Genomic DNA, 17,269 nt, shown 5'->3' on the forward strand with positions numbered 1-17,269 from the left:
CTCAAATAAACTTCGAGTAATTTCTACCATTCAATCAATGAAAATAATTTCGATCAATCAACCAGTAAAAATCCACACAAGTTGTTCTTCATAATCTCTTAATGATCTTCTCACTACTTCGTCAGTAGCAAGCTAGGTCGGCTATATTACTCTCTATCTCTAGAAAGTCAACCAGTAATGAAAATTATTTTTAAACTTTCTTTCTAAAACCCAACTCAACCATCTCATGCTAAGTTACTGTTTTATCAGAAGTTTTAATCTTCATCACCGCCGATGGATGTGCATTATAGACCAATCCCAAGCAAGCGCAACCCCTATTTTTAAGAAAATACTTCAGTTGATTATTATTTCTACAAAAATGCCGATTTTCCCTATTTTTTGAGCATTAAAGGTATAGGATTGGCCAATGTACTTAATAATTTCTCTTTTTTATTGTGTTCCTGAAAGCGCAAGGAGCGGCAATCTATATATTCACAGTAGCCCCCGTCCCCATGCTCAGTCTCGCCATTAATTCTAACTTCGTAATTAAAGCTTCCAACATAACCCGCAGCCAGACCAAATTTGAAATCTCCTCGGCTTTGTCCCTGCAGCCAGATCTGCATTCCTTTGCCATCTTCATAGCACCATTCAAACTCACGCGGCAGATACATCTTTTGCCCATTTGGAGTAGTCACACTCGGATAAACCCGATGCACCTTGAAATAGACTTTTTGATCGAACATTTGACTGGTCATATTTTTCAAGTCACGCAGATAAATTCGTGACTGCACAATGCTGTTCAGACTATCTCGAATTTGTGCCAACAATAATTGCCGTCCTTCACTCAGGTTAATAATCTGATAAGTCAGAAAGGCTAAAGGCAAATAGGGAAAATTAAAGCTTCGTGCAAATTCAAAACTACCTAAACTCTCGATAAGGTATTTCTGATCTTTATAATGTAAGGTGCCCTGACAATAACAAAGCAAAGACCAATGATCAGCCAGTGCAAAGCGCATTTGGGTAAAGTGTGAAATCAGATTGGTCGTATGGATGCTGAGATCAAAGCCCAGTTCAGAATCAAAACGTTGTAAACGAAAATGTGGAAAGTCGCCGGTCAGTTTTTCACGATCTAGAAACTGAAACAGGCCATACTGAAACTTGCAATCCTTTTTGATTGAATAGCAATTTAATTGTCCCGCCATATGCGGACTGGTACTACAGATTACTGTGGCTGTATCCAGTGCATTGGTTTGAATAGCACTCGGGTTAGCCAACATCGGTGCATTAGGCTGACCAATAATACTCAGAAAATTAAGATAATGAAGGGGTGCAGGCAGATCAGGAAGCGTCAGGCCCTGATGAATAATTTTATATTTCTGGTTTGGCCCATGATAGGCAAGATTATGCTGGGAAACAGCAGGAGTCTGATTCAGCTGTTTCGAACGATCTAGAAAATCTTGAAGAAACTGCATCTCAAACTCCTTATTTTTATATTGTTATAAGGTACTCTGTCTTTTTGCCATAAAGGTTGTAAGGAAACCAGACAAGGCATAGATGACAGAGATCACGAGAATCCCTACCGGAATATTATAAGTCATCGCTGCAAAGATAAACACCGCGATCGGCAACACGAAAAACGGTACCCGTCTACGCTCTACGGTTTTAAATGAATAGTATTTGATATTAGAAATCATCAATAAGCCAACGATTACAATAATTGCAGCATTAATGATTTGTACAGTAAAATCACGAATATCAAACACAGCCGGGAAGTCCAATCCTACCCAGACCAGTGAAATAATAATGACGGCTGCTAATGGACTCGCAACGCCAATAAAATAGCGTTTATCCACCACTCCAATCTGAACGTTAAAGCGGGCTAGACGGAAAGCTGCACAAGCCGTATAGACAAAACAAGCCGCCAGACCGATACGGCCTAAATCACTTAATCCCCAGCTATACATCAAAATAGCCGGTGCCACCCCAAATGCCAGCATATCGGATAGTGAGTCGAACTGTTCACCGAATGGACTTTGTGCCCCAATCGCACGTGCCACACGACCATCGAGACCATCAAATAAAGCTGCCAAGAAAATGGCATAAATAGCTTGCTGAAATTCGCCATTCATACTGGCAATAATCGAGTAAAAGCCTGATAACAACGCAGCGGTTGTAATCAGGTTAGGCCACAGATAGATACCTCGACGCTTAACTCTTTGCCCTTCCTGGGTATGCTCTACCTCTTCCACCTCGAAGGTGATGCCATCAAATGGCAAATCTTTCGAAGATTCGTGTTCCGGCTTATTTGTACTTGTCATTCTTGTCGATCCTAACTATGACCCGATCTTTAAAATATTATTCGCCTACTAACCAACGAACTGCTGCATGACCGCCATTTTCCTGCATACGCAAATGCGGGAATAACCATTGCAGCGCTTCGTCTGCATCTTCAGAGAACTTCCAAGGTGGGTTAATCACCAGTAAACCACAACCATTTAAACCCACTGGTGTATCATCTGGCCATACACAGATTTCACATACCAACTGACGGCGAATCCCGGTCTTGAACATTTTCTTCTCGAAACGTTCAATCATGGCACGGTCTTTAATTGGGTACCAAACTGCAAATACGCCTGTCGGCCATTTTTTATAAGCAGCAACCAGTAATTCAACCAGCTGTGGGAAGTCTTTACGCTCCAGCTCATACGGCGGATCGATCATCACCAGACCACGTTTTTCTTTCGGTGGAATGACTGCGAGCAAGCCTTCATACGCATCACGCTCATGCAAACCGGCGCGTTTGTCAAAAATGTTATGACGTAACTGCTGGAACACATCACGCTGCATTTCAAAAATGGTGGCCTTGTCAATTTCACGCATGCCTTCCAGTGCAAACCAAGGTGAACCCGGATATGCACCTTTACCAAAGTTTTCACGCATTTTCTCAACAATTTTTAAATATTGTTGTACGCCTTCTGGCGCATTACGCTTGACCGAATCATCCAGCTTGATCAGACGATGAATACCGTTCAGGAATTCCCCTGACTTTTGCGCTTCAGAGGTGGATAAATCATATTTACCTGCACCACCATGTGTATCTACATAGCGATATGGTTTATCTTTTGCATTGAGTCGAGTCAATAATTGAAGCAACAATACATGCTTCATGACATCGGCAAAGTTGCCAGCATGGTAATGGTGACGGTAATTCATGTTTCATTAATTCCTAATATCAACCGCTATTTTAACATGAAAAATAGTTTCGTTCAGACCCGATTCTTACATAGAATAGCGCGACCCCAATTTACCCTTCTAGGTGAGTTTCTATGGAAGCAGTTCAACTCCCGGCAACCTGGCCAGTTGATCAGATTATTGATGATCTAGATCAGCATGGTTTTAGCATGATCGACAATGCTTATGCCCCATCCTATGTTGAACAGCTGATTGCTGAATGTACCAGTAATCTGGAACGCTTTCGTGATGCAGCCATTCAGAATGGCGTAGTCAGCAATATCCGCAGTGATCACATTCTCTGGCTCAATGAAGATCTGGAAATTTCTAACCAGCATGTGCAAACCTTACAGGCTTTAGGTCATGAGCTGAACCGCGCTTTCTTCCTCGGCATTAAAGATGTGGAAGCCCATTTTGCCTGCTATAACGCGGGTGAGTTCTATGCCCTGCATCGCGATAATCCTCAAGGCAAAAATGGCCGGATGATTTCTGCGGTTTATTATCTGCATGATGATTGGCAAGATAACTGGGGCGGCGAACTACATCTGCAGGATAAAAATGATCAATGGCATATTATCCAGCCTAAACCAAACCGTATTGCCTTCTTCCAAAGTGATTTAATGCATGAAGTTTTAAAAGCCAAACATCAACGTTTATCAATCACCGCCTGGTTAAGAAGTGATACCTGTTTGCTCTAATCCTTTTTCAACGCTTTAAATTTCAATTTTCAGCCTCATATAGCAATCATTGAGATATGAGGACTGCGTTCATGCGACCAACCCCCAAAGAGATCATTGCACGCATTGGTGAAACAGATCAGCTGTTTTTAAATGGCAATACGCCTGAGCTGGCGCTTGAACGGGCTGATCTTCGTCTGCAACTGGTGACCATCAGTCAGTTACGTCAAGAGCAGGCGCATTTCCTGCAAGAAGCGATTGTTCTGCTGGAGCAAGGCCGGATTGAATTTGAAGAAATGCCACTGGATTTGTATATCAATCTGTCTTTACACCTGGCCAAAGCCTATATGATCTACTTTGAGCTGACCAAAGAAGATCATTATGCGCTTATTACCCAGCAGATTCTAAAACCAATGACCAATTATGAGCATGCGGACATTTATTTCTTCCTGGCTTATGCATCTGCCAGTAAGAAAGAGCCTGCCATGACTCGTCACTGGTTAAATAAATACAGTAAAACGGCCCAGTTTGACCATGAACTGGTAGGCCAGCATCCGGCATTTGATGAATATCGTCAACTGGAATGGTTTATTCAGATTCTGCGTAGCCGTATGCATTAAAACAACGAAATCTGTTCTTATAAAAATGCCTCACATTGATGAGGCATTTTTTATGAATTAATTTAATTGACTCAAGCCAGACGGCGTCGATCTGCATCCAGATGCAATTGCTGATTCAGTTCATCAATCCAGATTGCCCAGTCATCATCCTGTACCAGATGACTAATTAACAGCGAACGCTGCGCTTTATTCCAGAACGGTGCTTCATGCAGTGACATATGGGCAGGTAGCTGATGAGTACGTATATAAAGCTCAATTGCCGCCGGGCTGTTAGCCAGGCCGAGTTGAGAAAATAACAGTTCTAAGGATGGTTGGTTCTTCCCGAGCATATGCCCTCCTTATATCAGATATATTGTAGTTATTTATAGGACTAACTTATAAGATAAGACAAAAAAAACCTAGTCAAAGGACTAGGTTTTGTTGTGTCTTTTTGTATAAAGAAACTTTAATTGCTTTCAGGGCCTTCTTTATCACTTTCGACATGTAAAAGCTGGTTCAGTTTATCAATGATTACGATCCATTCATCATCCTGATGCCAGTGTTCGCGAAGAAAAGCGCTTTGCCCCTCATTCCAGAAATCTGCATCCGGCAAAATCACGTCTGATGGTAGCTGATGATTTTTGGTAAATTCATCAATTGATGCTTCATCAGCAGGCAAGCCTAATTGCTCAAATAATAATTCTAAAGTCACTTGCTGTTCTAATACCATTCGCTCACTCCATCATAAAAATAATCAGTTCATTGATTTGAAAATATTATTGACGCTTAGAAGAAGGTAGATCACAAGAACCACTTCCTTCCGCCTCAATATGCAATTGCTCATTGAGTACATCTACAAAAATTGCCCAGTCATCATCTTCTTTCCAGTGACCAATCAGAAAATCATGTTGGTTTTTGGTCCAGAAAGGAGCTTTATGTAAGGGGACGTCCATCCCAATCTGATGGGTTTTGATAAATTCATCGATTGCTTCCGGGCTTGAATCCAAGCCGAGTTGCTCAAAAAAAAGTTCCATGGTAGGTCGCTGCTCTAACATCTCAGTACCTCCTCTTTTGTTGATGATTCTTCTTATTAAACTAGATGAGCCACTCGCAAAGTTCAGTTGTCCCTCCTTCACAAGATGTTATTTTTTGTTCTTTAAATTTTTTAGAAATAGCAATAAAAAAGCACCCCCAATGGAGTGCTTTTTTAACTTAATCTTAAAAAGATTAAATTATTTGATCATGTCAGCAACTGCAGCGCGCTCTTCTTCAAGCTCGTTCAGTGTAACGTTGATACGTTCACGGCTGAATTCGTCGATTTCAAGACCTTGAACGATTTTGTATTCACCGTTTTCAGTAGTTACAGGGAAACCGAACATTACGCCTTCAGGAATACCATAAGAACCGTCAGAAGGAATACCCATAGTTACCCATTTTCCGTTTGTGCCAAGAGCCCAATCGCGCATATGGTCGATTGCAGCGTTTGCAGCAGAAGCAGCAGAAGACAAACCACGTGCTTCGATGATCGCAGCACCACGTTTACCAACAGTTGGAAGGAATACGTCTTTGTTCCAAGCTGCATCGTTGATTTTGTCTTTCAAGCTTTCGCCGTTTACGTTCGCAAAACGGTAGTCAGCATACATTGTTGGAGAGTGGTTACCCCAAACAGTCATGTTTTCGATGTCAGAAACTGCAACACCCGCTTTTTGAGCAAGTTGAGTTAACGCACGGTTGTGGTCAAGACGCAACATTGCTGTGAAGTTTTTCGCTGGAAGATCTGGAGCAGATTTCATTGCGATGTAAGCGTTAGTGTTAGCAGGGTTACCTACAACAAGAACTTTAACATCACGGCTAGCAACTTCGTTCAGTGCTTGGCCTTGACCAATGAAGATTTCGCCATTTACTTTAAGCAGGTCAGCACGTTCCATACCAGGACCACGTGGACGTGAACCAACTAATAGAGCATAGTCTGCATCTTTGAAAGCTACTTTAGGATCATCAGTACCGATCATGCCCGCCAATAATGGGAAAGCACAGTCGTCTAGTTCCATCATTACGCCTTTAAGCGCTTGCTGAGCTTTCTCAACAGGAATTTCTAATAATTGAAGAATAACTGGTTGGTCTTTACCAAGCATTTCACCGCTTGCGATACGGAATAATAGGCTGTAACCAATTTGACCAGCAGCGCCAGTAACGGCAACGCGAACAGGTTGCTTCATGTAATTATCTCCAATTGAGAGGATCGTCATAATGATTAAATAGCTGTTCTATCTAATCTTAATAATCATAAACGGCAAAGATTGTACTCCAATCCTCTTCGAGATGCATGTAAAAGAGAATGGATTTCAACAAAAGTATGATAGGAAATATAAATTAATTTGGCTAAAAAGCTTAGTATGTCCCTTTTATTGTGACAGTTTTTGGGCATGTATTAATAATGTTTGCAGGACAGCCTTTATAACCCCCATTGGCGTTATAGCAGACCTGGATGGAGGTCAGCAGGCTGGATGCGCGGGTCTGATGGCAGTTAAAGCGCAATGCTGTTGAAGGCAGTTGCGGATTGATTTTCAGAAATTTGGAACGCAGCATATCAATGGAAACGGTATGACTTTCCTGCTCGGTGAGTTCTTCAGGAACTTTCAGACGATCAGCATGATTGATCACGGTACGAAAATACTGCGTGGCATTCATCGGAATACAACCACCAATATTATGCCAGAGCAATGCGCGGGTATTTTCATCCGGCATGATACGGGCCACCACTTTAGCCTGCAAAGGCGGTAACTTCGCAGAACTGGTAGTAGTGCAATGTGTTGATGTGGTTTGAGGATAGAGACCAGAAATATTTAGGGAATAACCTTCAAGACATTTTCTTTTTTTACTGTAGGCCGGATCCAGACTGCAAAGTGCCGGTACCATCTGGATGTCCATGACATAACCCGTTGGCAGTGCAAAGGCAGCTGGACTTGCTGCTAAAAATAAAAGCGCAGCCCATCCAGCAGAAATTTGAGCACCCCTTATTCCCTTGATCAACAAACTATCCTTCCCTTAGATTTTTTGAATGCTATGGTGTATTACGTAACGGAATGGCTTGCATACGCTTACCGACCGATTGTGCGCCCTGTCCCAATAAAATACCGTAATATGTCGCGTTCGTCATGACATGTTTCACATAATCTCGCGTTTCCAGTAAAGGAATGGTTTCGGTATATTGATCCGCAGCAATACTTTGGAATTCGGGTTGCCAACGGCGGGCACGGTTCGGGCCGGCATTATAACCTGCTGTAGCCAGTACTGGACTATTGCTCAATTGACGCTGAATTGTTGATAAATAGTAAGTTCCGTAACGGATATTGGTGTTCATATCGGTTAAGGCTGCGGGGTTATAAGTCTCACCCATTTGACGAGCAACCAGTTTGGCGGTGTCCGGCATGATTTGCATCAAACCACCAGCGCCTACATGAGAGCGTGCGCCGGTATTAAACCGGCTTTCCTGACGCATCAAACCATAAGCCCAAGCGGCATCAATGCCAGCATTACGGCTATGGCTCACGACATAATTCTGATGTGGCATCGGATAACGATAATTGTAATTATGCTTGTCCGCAGTACGATCTGCTGCATAAATGGCACGGTCATACCAGCCCATATCCATCGCACGTTTGGCTGCTGCCAACAGTAAATCGTCATCTTTTCTTAAATAAGCCTGTCGAACTGCCCAGTTCCATTCACGGTTAATATAATTCTCTGGCGCATTAATACTACGCAAGACAAAGGCACGGCGGAAATGAATATCTTGGTTCAGGCGTTGCATGGCCTGGCTGGATGGCTGTGCCGAGTTCGGTGTAGAAGCCGTTAACTGGCCTAATCTATCTCGCGCTAGCAGGTTATGATAATCCTCACCGACTGCCAGTTTTTTATAGATACTTTCTGCCGCCTGTTTTGAAGCGCGATCTGTGCGCTGTTCACTGGCACGTGCCAGCCAATATTGCCAGCGGTCTTCCTGTTTCTGGTTCACACTCATGGCATCAATGGCACGAATCAGACTTTCCCAGGCACTAAAACGAATCGCCTGACGGGCATAAATTTCGGCTTCTTCCGGACTAAATGGCAAACCATAACTGGCATCCAGATAGTTCAGCACTTCACGGTTGAAGTTATTTTTCATTACCGTAGTGCCGCCGATATAACCCACAGTTCTGAATAGTGTTTTTTGTACTTGTACCGGTGTGCCTTCAGCAGTACGTTTTACAATGGACATTGCTGAATCAAGATCGCTATCTGCCAGACGCCCCAACGCATAAATCAGATAGGCATGATCAGCGGCAGTACTTTTAGGGGCTGACCATAAATAATTGGTTGGATTGGCCTGAATCGTATTGAGCTGAGCCAGAGACAGGTTAAGCCCTAAACCTTGTGCAGTGGCAATAGCCTGTCCAGACTGACCAGCACGTAATTGCACCCACAAACGCTGCTGGCGGTCTTCATTGGTCATAAGCGGACTGGATAACATCATGCGTCCCAAGCCTGTACAAGACTCAGGTTGAGAATTGGTGGTTAGCCAAACATCCTTAAACTCAGCATAAACCAGCTGATCGCCACTTTTGGCACGGACTTGTGCAACTGCACAGGCTTCAGCCGGATCGGCATTGGTGACATATTGCAGAACTGGTTGCGCAGTAGAAAAGTCAGCCATTTTGACTTTTTCTTCGACATAATCGGCTGCGAGTTTTTCTGCCATAGCCGACTGAGGATAACGTTGGGCGAAACTGATAATTTGACTGGCAGGTTGTGAGCCAAGATTCTGGTTCAGAATCCAGTATTCAGGATAATAGCCCAAGACATCATTTTGCATGGCAGACTGATATTGTTGTAATTGTCCGATATTTCCAGCATTTGCCGCGCGTAAGGCATCATTAAATTGTTCTTCTGCTGCCTGCACACTCATTGAACAGAGACACGCCACACTCAAGCTTAGTAATTTATAATATTTCTTCATATTTTTAGTGTGTTTAAACATCAATTTGCCTTCTATCATCGAGTTTTCGCCCAGCCCCTGTTGCCTATCATAAGAGTTAGCCGGAAAATTATAACCCACTGTATTGTTCACTTATGTAACCTTATGATTAGACAATATTAATTTTCAGACACTTTTTGTCCATAAATCAATATTTTCCCAGCCGCATTTTAGGCTATAAGTTTAAGCGACTTTCCTGCTAAAATATGCGCCTTTTAAAGATTTCAGAACGTGAATTGAATTTTTATTTACCCGTTTGCCTATGCAAACAGGTTATTCGTTCACTCTTTCGACGTATTACCTTGTAGGAGCCTACATGACGGTTCAAACCTTCATTCCGAATGGTGCCCCAGCTGCCTCAGAAAACACTGTCACCCAGCCAGCGCACACCCCAGCCATCGATGGTTCAGTTAAAAAACTGTATATCGAAACGCAAGGGTGTCAGATGAATGAGTATGACAGTCACCGTATGGCAGATCTGCTGGGCGATTCCCACGGCTATGTGCTGACCACTGATCCTAAAGAAGCGGATATTCTGCTGATGAATACCTGCTCGATCCGTGAAAAGGCACAAGAAAAAGTATTCTCAGAATTGGGCCGCTGGCGCAAGCTGAAAGAAAAAAATCCGGATCTGATTATTGGTGTCGGTGGATGTGTGGCTTCTCAGGAAGGTGACAATATCCAGAAACGTGCCAATTATGTAGACATGATTTTTGGTCCGCAAACCCTGCACCGTTTACCGCAAATGCTGGACCAGCATTTTGAGCAGGTCGAAAAACCGAAAAAAGAAAAAATTAAACTGGTCGATATTTCGTTCCCGGACATCGAAAAATTTGACTTCCTGCCTGAACCGCGTGTTGAAGGTTATAAGGCCTTTGTTTCGATCATGGAAGGCTGCTCAAAATACTGTTCATTCTGTGTAGTTCCATATACACGTGGCGAAGAAGTATCTCGCCCGCTGGATGACGTTCTGGCTGAAATTGCTGGCTTAGCAGAAAAAGGTGTGCGTGAAATTTCCCTGCTCGGTCAGAACGTAAATGGTTATCGCGGTGAGACCTTTGACGGTAAAATCTGTACTTTTGCCGATCTGTTACGTTTGGTTGCAGAAATTCCGGGGATCGGCCGTATTCGTTATACCACTTCGCATCCACTGGAATTCAATGATGATTTGATCCAGTGCTACCGTGACCTGCCACAGATGGTGTCGCATCTGCATCTGCCGGTACAAAGCGGTTCCAATGATGTATTGCAGGCGATGAAACGTAACCACACCATTGATGTGTATATCGAGAAAATCGAAAAGTTACGTAAAGTTCGTCCAGACATGCATTTATCTTCAGACTTTATTATCGGCTTCCCGGGCGAAACCGATGAGAACTTCGAAGAAACCTATCAGTTTATTCAGGATCTGGATTTCGATCACTCTTATAGTTTTGTTTATTCAAAACGTCCGGGCACCCCTGCTGCAGAGCTGGAAGATACAACACCTGAACAGGTGAAAAAAGAGCGTCTGGCCAAAGTTCAGGAGTGGATTAAACAGTCCAGTATTCGTAAAACAGATGCTATGCTCGGTACAGTCCAGCGCGTACTGGTTGAGAAAGTTTCTGATAAAGATCCGAATGTTCTGGTGGGTACAGCAGACAATACCCGTTATGTCACCTTTATTGGTGATGCATCGTGGGTAGGACGCTTTGCAGAGATCGAAATCACCGAAATTAAAACTTTAAATTTAGTTTACGGTGAGCTCTTGAATCTTGAGCCTGACGTGGCGTAATGTAGAGCATATAACGTACACTTCTAAAAGGAACACTCTTGACTGCAACGATTCGACGTACAGTAGCTTTTCCTGGAATTTCGATGGACCGTTTACAAGCCGTCTTAGGTGCCTATAACGGTCATTTGAAACAAATTGAACAACGTTTAGACGTCAAAATTTCCCACCGAGGTGAAAGTTTCTTTATCGATGGTGGAATCGATGCCGTTGAGAGAGCCGAAATGCTCTTGCAACGTCTTCATGAAGAATCTGAACACAGCCAGCAGATCAGTGCAGATACTTTGCATATGATGATTCAAGGTAGCCAGACCGATCGTGAACTCCAGGAGAACCTGGAAGAACAGGAACATACCGGTCTGGACAATGTCTGGCTGCAAACGCGCAAAGGCCGGATCAATCCTCGCGGTGCCAACCAGAAACGTTATGTACAGCGTATTCTGCAAAGTGATATTTCCTTTGGTATTGGCCCTGCGGGTACCGGTAAAACCTATCTCGCCGTTGCAGCCGCTGTAGATATGCTGGAGCGTAATGAAATCCAGCGTATCCTACTGGTTCGTCCCGCAGTTGAAGCAGGTGAAAAACTTGGCTTCCTGCCGGGGGATTTAACCCAGAAGATCGATCCGTATTTGCGTCCCCTTTATGATGCCCTGTATGAGATGCTTGGTTTCGAAAAAGTGGCCAAGCTGATCGAACGTCAGATTATTGAAGTTGCACCGCTTGCCTATATGCGTGGTCGTACCCTGAATCATTCTTTTGTGATTCTGGACGAAGCCCAGAACACTACACCTGAACAGATGAAGATGTTCCTGACCCGTTTAGGTTTCGGTTCACGTGCAGTGATTACTGGTGACGTGACTCAGGTGGATTTACCACGAGGTCAGCAGTCTGGTCTGGCACATGCCTTACGTGTGATTGATAAAATCCCTGAAATTCATATTACCCGTTTCCATTCTCGTGACGTCGTGCGTCACCAGCTGGTTCAGAAAATTGTTGAAGCCTACGAAGGCTGGGACAGTGAACAGCAGCGTTTAAGCGCTGAGGCTCGTGCTGAGCGTAAAGCCCGTCAGGAAGCCTTGATAGCCGAGAATGATGCTGCGGCTGATGCACAGCATTAAAGCTGCATTGTTATTTAATTTTTAAGGATTCACGTTGAAACTTAGTCTCTCCCTGCAACAGGACTTTCAGTCACCAGAACTGGTGCTGAAACGTGCCTATATTAAAAAAGTTGTAGAAACCACTTTGCGCCATATCGGTACCCAAAGTGATTGTGAAATTGGCATTGCCTGTGTCGATAATGACGAAAGTCATAAACTCAATCTGGAATATCGCGGCAAGGATAAACCGACCAATGTCCTGTCTTTTCCAAGCGAACTTCCAGATGAAATGGCACAGGTTCTGGATGCTTTCCCGATCGGTGATCTGGTGATTTGTATTCCAGTAGTGCTGCGTGAAGCTGCTGAACAGGACAAAGCTCCACTGATCCATTTCACCCATATGCTGGTACATGGCACTTTACATCTGATGGGTTATGACCATGAAACTTCAGAGGAAGATGCTGAAGAAATGGAAAGCATTGAGATCGAGATTCTGGACAAACTGGGTATTGCTAATCCCTATCTGGAAAGAGATTAAAATTCAACAATTAAAAAGCGGGCCAAGGCTCGCTTTTTTCATTTTATTCACTTCATAATAAGCTCAATTTAAGAAATAAAATAAAAACCTTCATGAAATATGTCGTGATTTTCAAAGCGCAAATTAAAGAATTAGATCAGTGTTATTTTGAAACAGCCCAGCGAATGAGAGAAAGAGCCCTTTCACAATTTCAGTGCCAACATTTTGAAGCCTTGACCGAAGGTACTCAAGAAATTGCACTTTCTTACTGGAACAGTTTGCATGATATTCGCGCTTGGCATGCAGATGCTGAACATCAGGCCGCTCAAGAGCTAGGGAAAAATAGCTGGTATACATATTTCAGCGTGGAAGTCTGTGAAGTTTTACGGCGCTATGATGCACATTTAAATTAAATACTCATCGATCCTTATTTATTTTTTTCTTGATCTGTTCTTAGATACAGAGTTTTAAAAAAATATCTGCTTACGCATTCATGATTTCTTCCAGAAATACATAAGCACATAATGAACTTTAACAAAGAACTGTGCTTCAAAAATTTTAGGAGAACGTAATGAAAAGATTGTTCTCGACTGCATTACTTATTTTCTCTCCCTGGCTGTGTTCATCACTTTATGCCCACTCAATTCCCATGTGCCCAAAAATTAAATTTCAACAGAACCAAAGCTCATGGGCAGGCCATTATTATTTAAACGGAGTTATGGAATTAGGTTCGGAGTTGCTGTTACAAGCAGATGGTACCTTTAAATGGTATCTGGCCTATGGTGCTCTGGATCAATTTGCCGAAGGAACATGGTGGCAAAATAAAGAGTGTATTGGCTTAAAAGCAGATCCAAAGTACCAGGACTTAATGATATTTCCCAAATATCTAGCCATAGATGAAAACCATTTAAATGTGGTCTGGGACGATGGAACTCAGCAAGGTAGTTATATACAGGCGAAGCGCCCAGATTAACGCACCTCAAACTCCGCTTCAGCCGGATCAAAACGCCAGGTTCGAATAATTCTCAGCTCGGAAATATCCGACATCTTGGCATCAAATGCTCCGAATGGTGCTGCCTTGCGTACTGAAGATTTTGCAGCTTCATCTAGCAAATTATGCCCTGAACTGTCAATTAAGCGAATTGCACGGATTCCGCCGTTCTGGTTCAAGATCACCATCAAGCGCACCTCTCCTGCCAGATTCTGCTGTTTGGCAGCGTCTGGATAATAGCGGTTACCATAGAACTCCACTTTCTGACGGAATTTTTCCAGATAAGCTGCAGAAACATCCTGTTTGGACTGGATGCCATCTACGGTTTTAATTTTTTGCTGACGACTGAAGTTTTGTTGTCGTTGCAGATATTGGGCTTCCAGACTGGCTACCATAGCGGCTTTGGCCTGAAACTGACTTTGTAACTGTTCCTGCATTTTTTTGCGCTGATTTTCTTCCGCCTGTTTTTGCCAGCTTAAAGTCGTCATCAGTACTTTTTCTTCAAAGCTTAATTCGCGCTGTTGTTGCAACATGTCCGGACTTTCTTGCTGTTCTTCTCCGGTCTTTTGCTCCATCAACGGTGCAGGCATATCGCTCGACATACGATGTGCTTCACGAAATTTACCTGAACCTTGCTGGTCAGTTTGAGCCAGAAAATCTGCATGCTCAATTTTTTCATCAGTTTGACGAATACTGACTGCAATTTCTTTGGTCATGCTCTCCTGATCTTGTGGCATACCAAATTCCAGCGTGAGAAAAATTACGTGCAAAATAACAGCTGCAAATACGGCGCTATTAAAAATTGGATCTTTCCACCAGGCTTTGACCAGAGGCATTAATATCATGGTTGATCTCATCGCTACGAACCCAGACTTGAGTTCATCTCCCAAACAGCATTTTTAAAATTAAAAAATAAACGGCTTTGCATTTTTGTTTTAAAAATGCCAAACCCATCAAATCTTCAACGTTAGATAACTAAAACCCTAAAAATGGTGCTATTTATTTTGCTAAACTGCAAGCTGAAACTCTTGTATTTTTTATACAATTCGACAAGATACACTTCGAATTAAAACATATAGTTGCCAGGACGCTTAAAGATGCAAACGCTAATTTCCAATATTTCTAATAAAATTCGCCAGGCATATCAAAAGGCGGAAGGATTTATTGAGGATGAACGCGAATTTCCTTTGTCTCAAGTTTTCCTGAATGCGACATTTCAACGTTTTGTCACTGACAATGTTTCCATGCTAAAAGATCTGCATGCCGATCTGCATGATGACTGGTTACGACTCTATGCCACGCTGGACTATAAAGGTCTGAACGTGACCTTATCGGTTGATTTAAAACTGGTGCAAATGGAGCTGAATAAGAATACGCAGCTCATTGTATTTGAACAGATCAGTGATACCCAGTTGATTGAAGCCAAATACCCAAATGTCTTTTATAAACTGGGGGTACGATTCGCCCTGTTTTTCTATCAGCGCGTGCTGAATAAGGACCCTCTTGGCATGATTCTGGAAAAACTCGGTGTCATTAAAGTAAAAGATGATTTATTGCATCTGGATCTGAATCGCTGGTTAGGCAAAAACCGCTCGGTGATTGAGACGCTTGGTAAGGTTCATGTAAATCACGCCGTACTTCGCGAAGCTGAACTGGTGGTGATCGGTAATGTGAATCTTGCTGCCCTGTTCAGAAAGCTTTCTCAGGAAAAAGAAGAGAAATGGGACGAAGACGACATGGATGACAATAAAGTCACACCGATCAAACAGAAAGAACCGACTTAAACTGTGTGTAATTCAATAACTAAACAAACTCACCAGTAACTACATGAAATATACATTTTTATTGAAAATCTCCCTTCATTTTCCATATTTTGACCAAATAATAAAAAGTGGAAAGTGATCAATTTTATCTGAAATTACACAGGACAATTCTTTATGGCGAAAACTGTATTCAAAACTTTAGGTGTGACTGCAGGCTTGACTACCGCAATGGTACTTACTGGTTTATCCACCCAGACCTTCGCCATGGCGCCTTTCCAAGCCAATTATCAGTTTAGCTACAATGGAAAAAATATGGGTTCTGCTACCCGTACCTTAAGCAAATCTGGTAATAACTGGACCTATGTTTTTGCAGCCAAAGCAGGTGGCGTTGCTTCAGCGACTGAAACCAGCCGTTTTACTTTCAATAATGGCAAGATTGGTTCAAGCAGTTTCAGCCGTACCAGCAAGATTCTGGTGCATAGCAACACCATGAGTATTAACTTTAATCCTTCTAGCAAAACGATCAGTACCAAGAAAGATGATGAAAAACGTTCTTTTGCCTGGAGAGCAGATGTACTGGATGAGCTAAATGCTGAATTGCAGATTCGTGAAGACCTGAAAAATGGTGGTTTAAAATCGAATTACTACATTGCTGATGCCAAAGAAGTGGAAGGCCGTAAATTCGTCAAACAAGGTACAGAAACGGTGAGCACCAAATATGGTTCATTTAGTACCATTAAAGTAGTGATTAAACACAACAAACCAGGCCGTGAAACTACTTTCTGGTTAGCACCGAAACTGGACTACTTACCAGTCAAAGTATCGCATGTCGACAAGAAAACCTCTTACGGTTTATTGCTGACCAGCTATAACGGTAAAACGAACTAAGGTTTTTTGGTGAATTTCGCTTGATTTTTTTTGGGTGCTTTTTACAATACGCTTTTGCTTTAAAAAGCACCTGCTCTTGAGGATTCTCCCGTGCACGCACTAGAACAGAAAATCTTAGCCGAAGGTATCGTTCTATCTGAAGAAGTTTTGAAAGTTGATTCTTTCTTAAATCACCAAATTGATCCAATCATGATGCAGCAAATTGGTCAGGAATTTGCGCGTCTGTTTAAAGATGCTGGTATTACCAAAATTATTACCATTGAAGCGTCCGGTATTGCACCTGCAGTCATGGCAGGCTTAGAGCTTGGTGTTCCAGTAATCTTTGCACGTAAATACCAGTCTCTCACTTTAAAAGATGATTTATACCGTTCTAAAGTATTTTCATTTACCAAACAGACTGAAAGCACGATTGCCATTTCAAATAAACACATTAGTTCATCTGACAAGGTTTTAGTGATTGATGACTTCCTGGCAAATGGTCAGGCAGCACTGGGTCTTGCTGACTTGATTCATCAGGCGAATGCTGAAGTGGTAGGGATCGGGATTGTGATTGAAAAATCATTCCAGCCAGGCCGTGACTTGTTACTTGAAAAAGGTTACCGCGTTGAATCACTAGCACGTGTAAAATCTTTGGCAAATGGTACTGTCGAATTTGTTCGCGATTAAGTTTACAAATGAATATTTTAAAGGGTGCTTCGGCACTCTTTTTTATTGGATTTTTTTAATTTCTGTTAGCTAG

At 42.6% G+C, this 17,269-nt stretch carries 20 protein-coding genes; 10 read left to right on the plus strand and 10 right to left on the minus strand.

Annotated features, from left to right (window positions below; translation table 11 throughout):
- Nucleotides 1–371 precede the first annotated feature (371 nt).
- Genes FTV13_RS13730 through FTV13_RS13740 form a run of 3 tightly spaced genes read right to left on the minus strand, consistent with a single transcriptional unit; the run spans nucleotide 372 to nucleotide 3,192 of the window.
- Nucleotides 372–1,451: a DUF6670 family protein gene (locus FTV13_RS13730; RefSeq protein ID WP_180012345.1), complete on the minus strand. Its 1,080-nt coding sequence runs from the start codon at nucleotides 1,449–1,451 to the stop codon at nucleotides 372–374.
- Nucleotides 1,452–1,475: 24 nt separating this feature from the next.
- Nucleotides 1,476–2,297: a CDP-diacylglycerol--serine O-phosphatidyltransferase gene (gene pssA / locus FTV13_RS13735; protein ID WP_005233819.1), complete on the minus strand. Its 822-nt coding sequence runs from the start codon at nucleotides 2,295–2,297 to the stop codon at nucleotides 1,476–1,478.
- 37 nt (nucleotides 2,298–2,334) lie between these two features.
- Nucleotides 2,335–3,192: a 23S rRNA (adenine(2030)-N(6))-methyltransferase RlmJ gene (locus FTV13_RS13740; protein ID WP_004786802.1), complete on the minus strand. Its 858-nt coding sequence runs from the start codon at nucleotides 3,190–3,192 to the stop codon at nucleotides 2,335–2,337.
- A gap of 113 nt (nucleotides 3,193–3,305) precedes the next feature.
- Between FTV13_RS13740 and FTV13_RS13745 the strand changes: the two genes are divergently transcribed.
- A complete protein-coding gene (locus tag FTV13_RS13745; protein WP_159122608.1) occupies nucleotides 3,306–3,908 on the plus strand; it encodes a 2OG-Fe(II) oxygenase in 603 nt (200 codons plus the stop codon).
- A 71-nt stretch (nucleotides 3,909–3,979) separates the two neighbouring features.
- Nucleotides 3,980–4,507 carry a hypothetical protein gene (locus FTV13_RS13750; RefSeq protein ID WP_180012347.1) on the plus strand — a complete coding sequence of 176 codons (528 nt, stop codon included), beginning with the start codon at nucleotides 3,980–3,982 and terminating at the stop codon, nucleotides 4,505–4,507.
- Between the two features lie 71 nt (nucleotides 4,508–4,578).
- On the opposite strand, the gene FTV13_RS13755 is transcribed toward FTV13_RS13750, so the two are convergent.
- The 6 genes from FTV13_RS13755 to FTV13_RS13780 form a co-directional block, all read right to left on the minus strand.
- The gene (locus FTV13_RS13755; protein ID WP_104425715.1) at nucleotides 4,579–4,836 is read right to left on the minus strand and encodes a DUF2789 family protein; all 258 of its coding nucleotides are present in this window, start codon (nucleotides 4,834–4,836) and stop codon (nucleotides 4,579–4,581) included.
- A gap of 116 nt (nucleotides 4,837–4,952) precedes the next feature.
- Nucleotides 4,953–5,216 (minus strand): DUF2789 family protein, encoded by a 264-nt coding sequence (locus FTV13_RS13760; protein ID WP_005233812.1) that lies wholly within the window; start codon nucleotides 5,214–5,216, stop codon nucleotides 4,953–4,955.
- A gap of 46 nt (nucleotides 5,217–5,262) precedes the next feature.
- Complete coding sequence (locus tag FTV13_RS13765; RefSeq protein ID WP_004786814.1) at nucleotides 5,263–5,541, minus strand: DUF2789 family protein; 279 nt, start codon at nucleotides 5,539–5,541, stop codon at nucleotides 5,263–5,265.
- 177 nt (nucleotides 5,542–5,718) lie between these two features.
- On the minus strand, nucleotides 5,719–6,705 hold the full coding sequence (locus FTV13_RS13770; RefSeq protein WP_004786815.1) for a malate dehydrogenase: 987 nt from the start codon (nucleotides 6,703–6,705) through the stop codon (nucleotides 5,719–5,721).
- A 172-nt stretch (nucleotides 6,706–6,877) separates the two neighbouring features.
- A complete protein-coding gene (locus FTV13_RS13775; RefSeq protein WP_179992790.1) occupies nucleotides 6,878–7,516 on the minus strand; it encodes a ribonuclease I in 639 nt (212 codons plus the stop codon).
- A 34-nt stretch (nucleotides 7,517–7,550) separates the two neighbouring features.
- Nucleotides 7,551–9,485 carry a transglycosylase SLT domain-containing protein gene (locus tag FTV13_RS13780; protein ID WP_373684721.1) on the minus strand — a complete coding sequence of 645 codons (1,935 nt, stop codon included), beginning with the start codon at nucleotides 9,483–9,485 and terminating at the stop codon, nucleotides 7,551–7,553.
- A 334-nt stretch (nucleotides 9,486–9,819) separates the two neighbouring features.
- Between FTV13_RS13780 and miaB the strand changes: the two genes are divergently transcribed.
- From miaB to FTV13_RS13805, 5 genes are all read left to right on the plus strand, one after another.
- A complete protein-coding gene (gene miaB / locus FTV13_RS13785) occupies nucleotides 9,820–11,277 on the plus strand; it encodes a tRNA (N6-isopentenyl adenosine(37)-C2)-methylthiotransferase MiaB (RefSeq protein ID WP_179992786.1) in 1,458 nt (485 codons plus the stop codon).
- 38 nt (nucleotides 11,278–11,315) lie between these two features.
- Nucleotides 11,316–12,392, plus strand: coding sequence for a PhoH family protein (locus FTV13_RS13790; RefSeq protein ID WP_004786823.1), 1,077 nt, complete (start codon nucleotides 11,316–11,318; stop codon nucleotides 12,390–12,392).
- A 34-nt stretch (nucleotides 12,393–12,426) separates the two neighbouring features.
- The gene (gene ybeY, locus FTV13_RS13795; RefSeq protein ID WP_159122610.1) at nucleotides 12,427–12,909 is read left to right on the plus strand and encodes an rRNA maturation RNase YbeY; all 483 of its coding nucleotides are present in this window, start codon (nucleotides 12,427–12,429) and stop codon (nucleotides 12,907–12,909) included.
- A gap of 92 nt (nucleotides 12,910–13,001) precedes the next feature.
- The gene (locus FTV13_RS13800; RefSeq protein WP_125279719.1) at nucleotides 13,002–13,301 is read left to right on the plus strand and encodes an antibiotic biosynthesis monooxygenase; all 300 of its coding nucleotides are present in this window, start codon (nucleotides 13,002–13,004) and stop codon (nucleotides 13,299–13,301) included.
- A gap of 158 nt (nucleotides 13,302–13,459) precedes the next feature.
- Nucleotides 13,460–13,861, plus strand: coding sequence for a hypothetical protein (locus tag FTV13_RS13805; RefSeq protein WP_104425710.1), 402 nt, complete (start codon nucleotides 13,460–13,462; stop codon nucleotides 13,859–13,861).
- Here FTV13_RS13805 and FTV13_RS13810 read toward each other — a convergent pair.
- Entirely contained in the window at nucleotides 13,858–14,715 is an 858-nt protein-coding gene (locus FTV13_RS13810) for an energy transducer TonB (RefSeq protein ID WP_171284737.1), read from the minus strand. The genes FTV13_RS13805 and FTV13_RS13810 overlap by 4 nt on opposite strands.
- A 261-nt stretch (nucleotides 14,716–14,976) precedes the next feature.
- On the opposite strand from FTV13_RS13810, the gene FTV13_RS13815 reads away from it, so the two are divergent.
- The 3 genes from FTV13_RS13815 (at nucleotide 14,977) to FTV13_RS13825 (ending at nucleotide 17,196) form a co-directional block, all read left to right on the plus strand.
- On the plus strand, nucleotides 14,977–15,663 hold the full coding sequence (locus FTV13_RS13815) for a hypothetical protein (RefSeq protein ID WP_004786832.1): 687 nt from the start codon (nucleotides 14,977–14,979) through the stop codon (nucleotides 15,661–15,663).
- Between the two features lie 207 nt (nucleotides 15,664–15,870).
- Nucleotides 15,871–16,530: a DUF3108 domain-containing protein gene (locus FTV13_RS13820; protein WP_373683638.1), complete on the plus strand. Its 660-nt coding sequence runs from the start codon at nucleotides 15,871–15,873 to the stop codon at nucleotides 16,528–16,530.
- A 90-nt stretch (nucleotides 16,531–16,620) separates the two neighbouring features.
- Nucleotides 16,621–17,196, plus strand: a complete 576-nt coding sequence (locus FTV13_RS13825) for a xanthine phosphoribosyltransferase (protein ID WP_004786836.1) — start codon at nucleotides 16,621–16,623, stop codon at nucleotides 17,194–17,196.
- Nucleotides 17,197–17,269 lie beyond the last annotated feature (73 nt).

This window comes from Acinetobacter sp. YH12235 (assembly GCF_013417705.1).
Taxonomy (GTDB): domain Bacteria; phylum Pseudomonadota; class Gammaproteobacteria; order Pseudomonadales; family Moraxellaceae; genus Acinetobacter.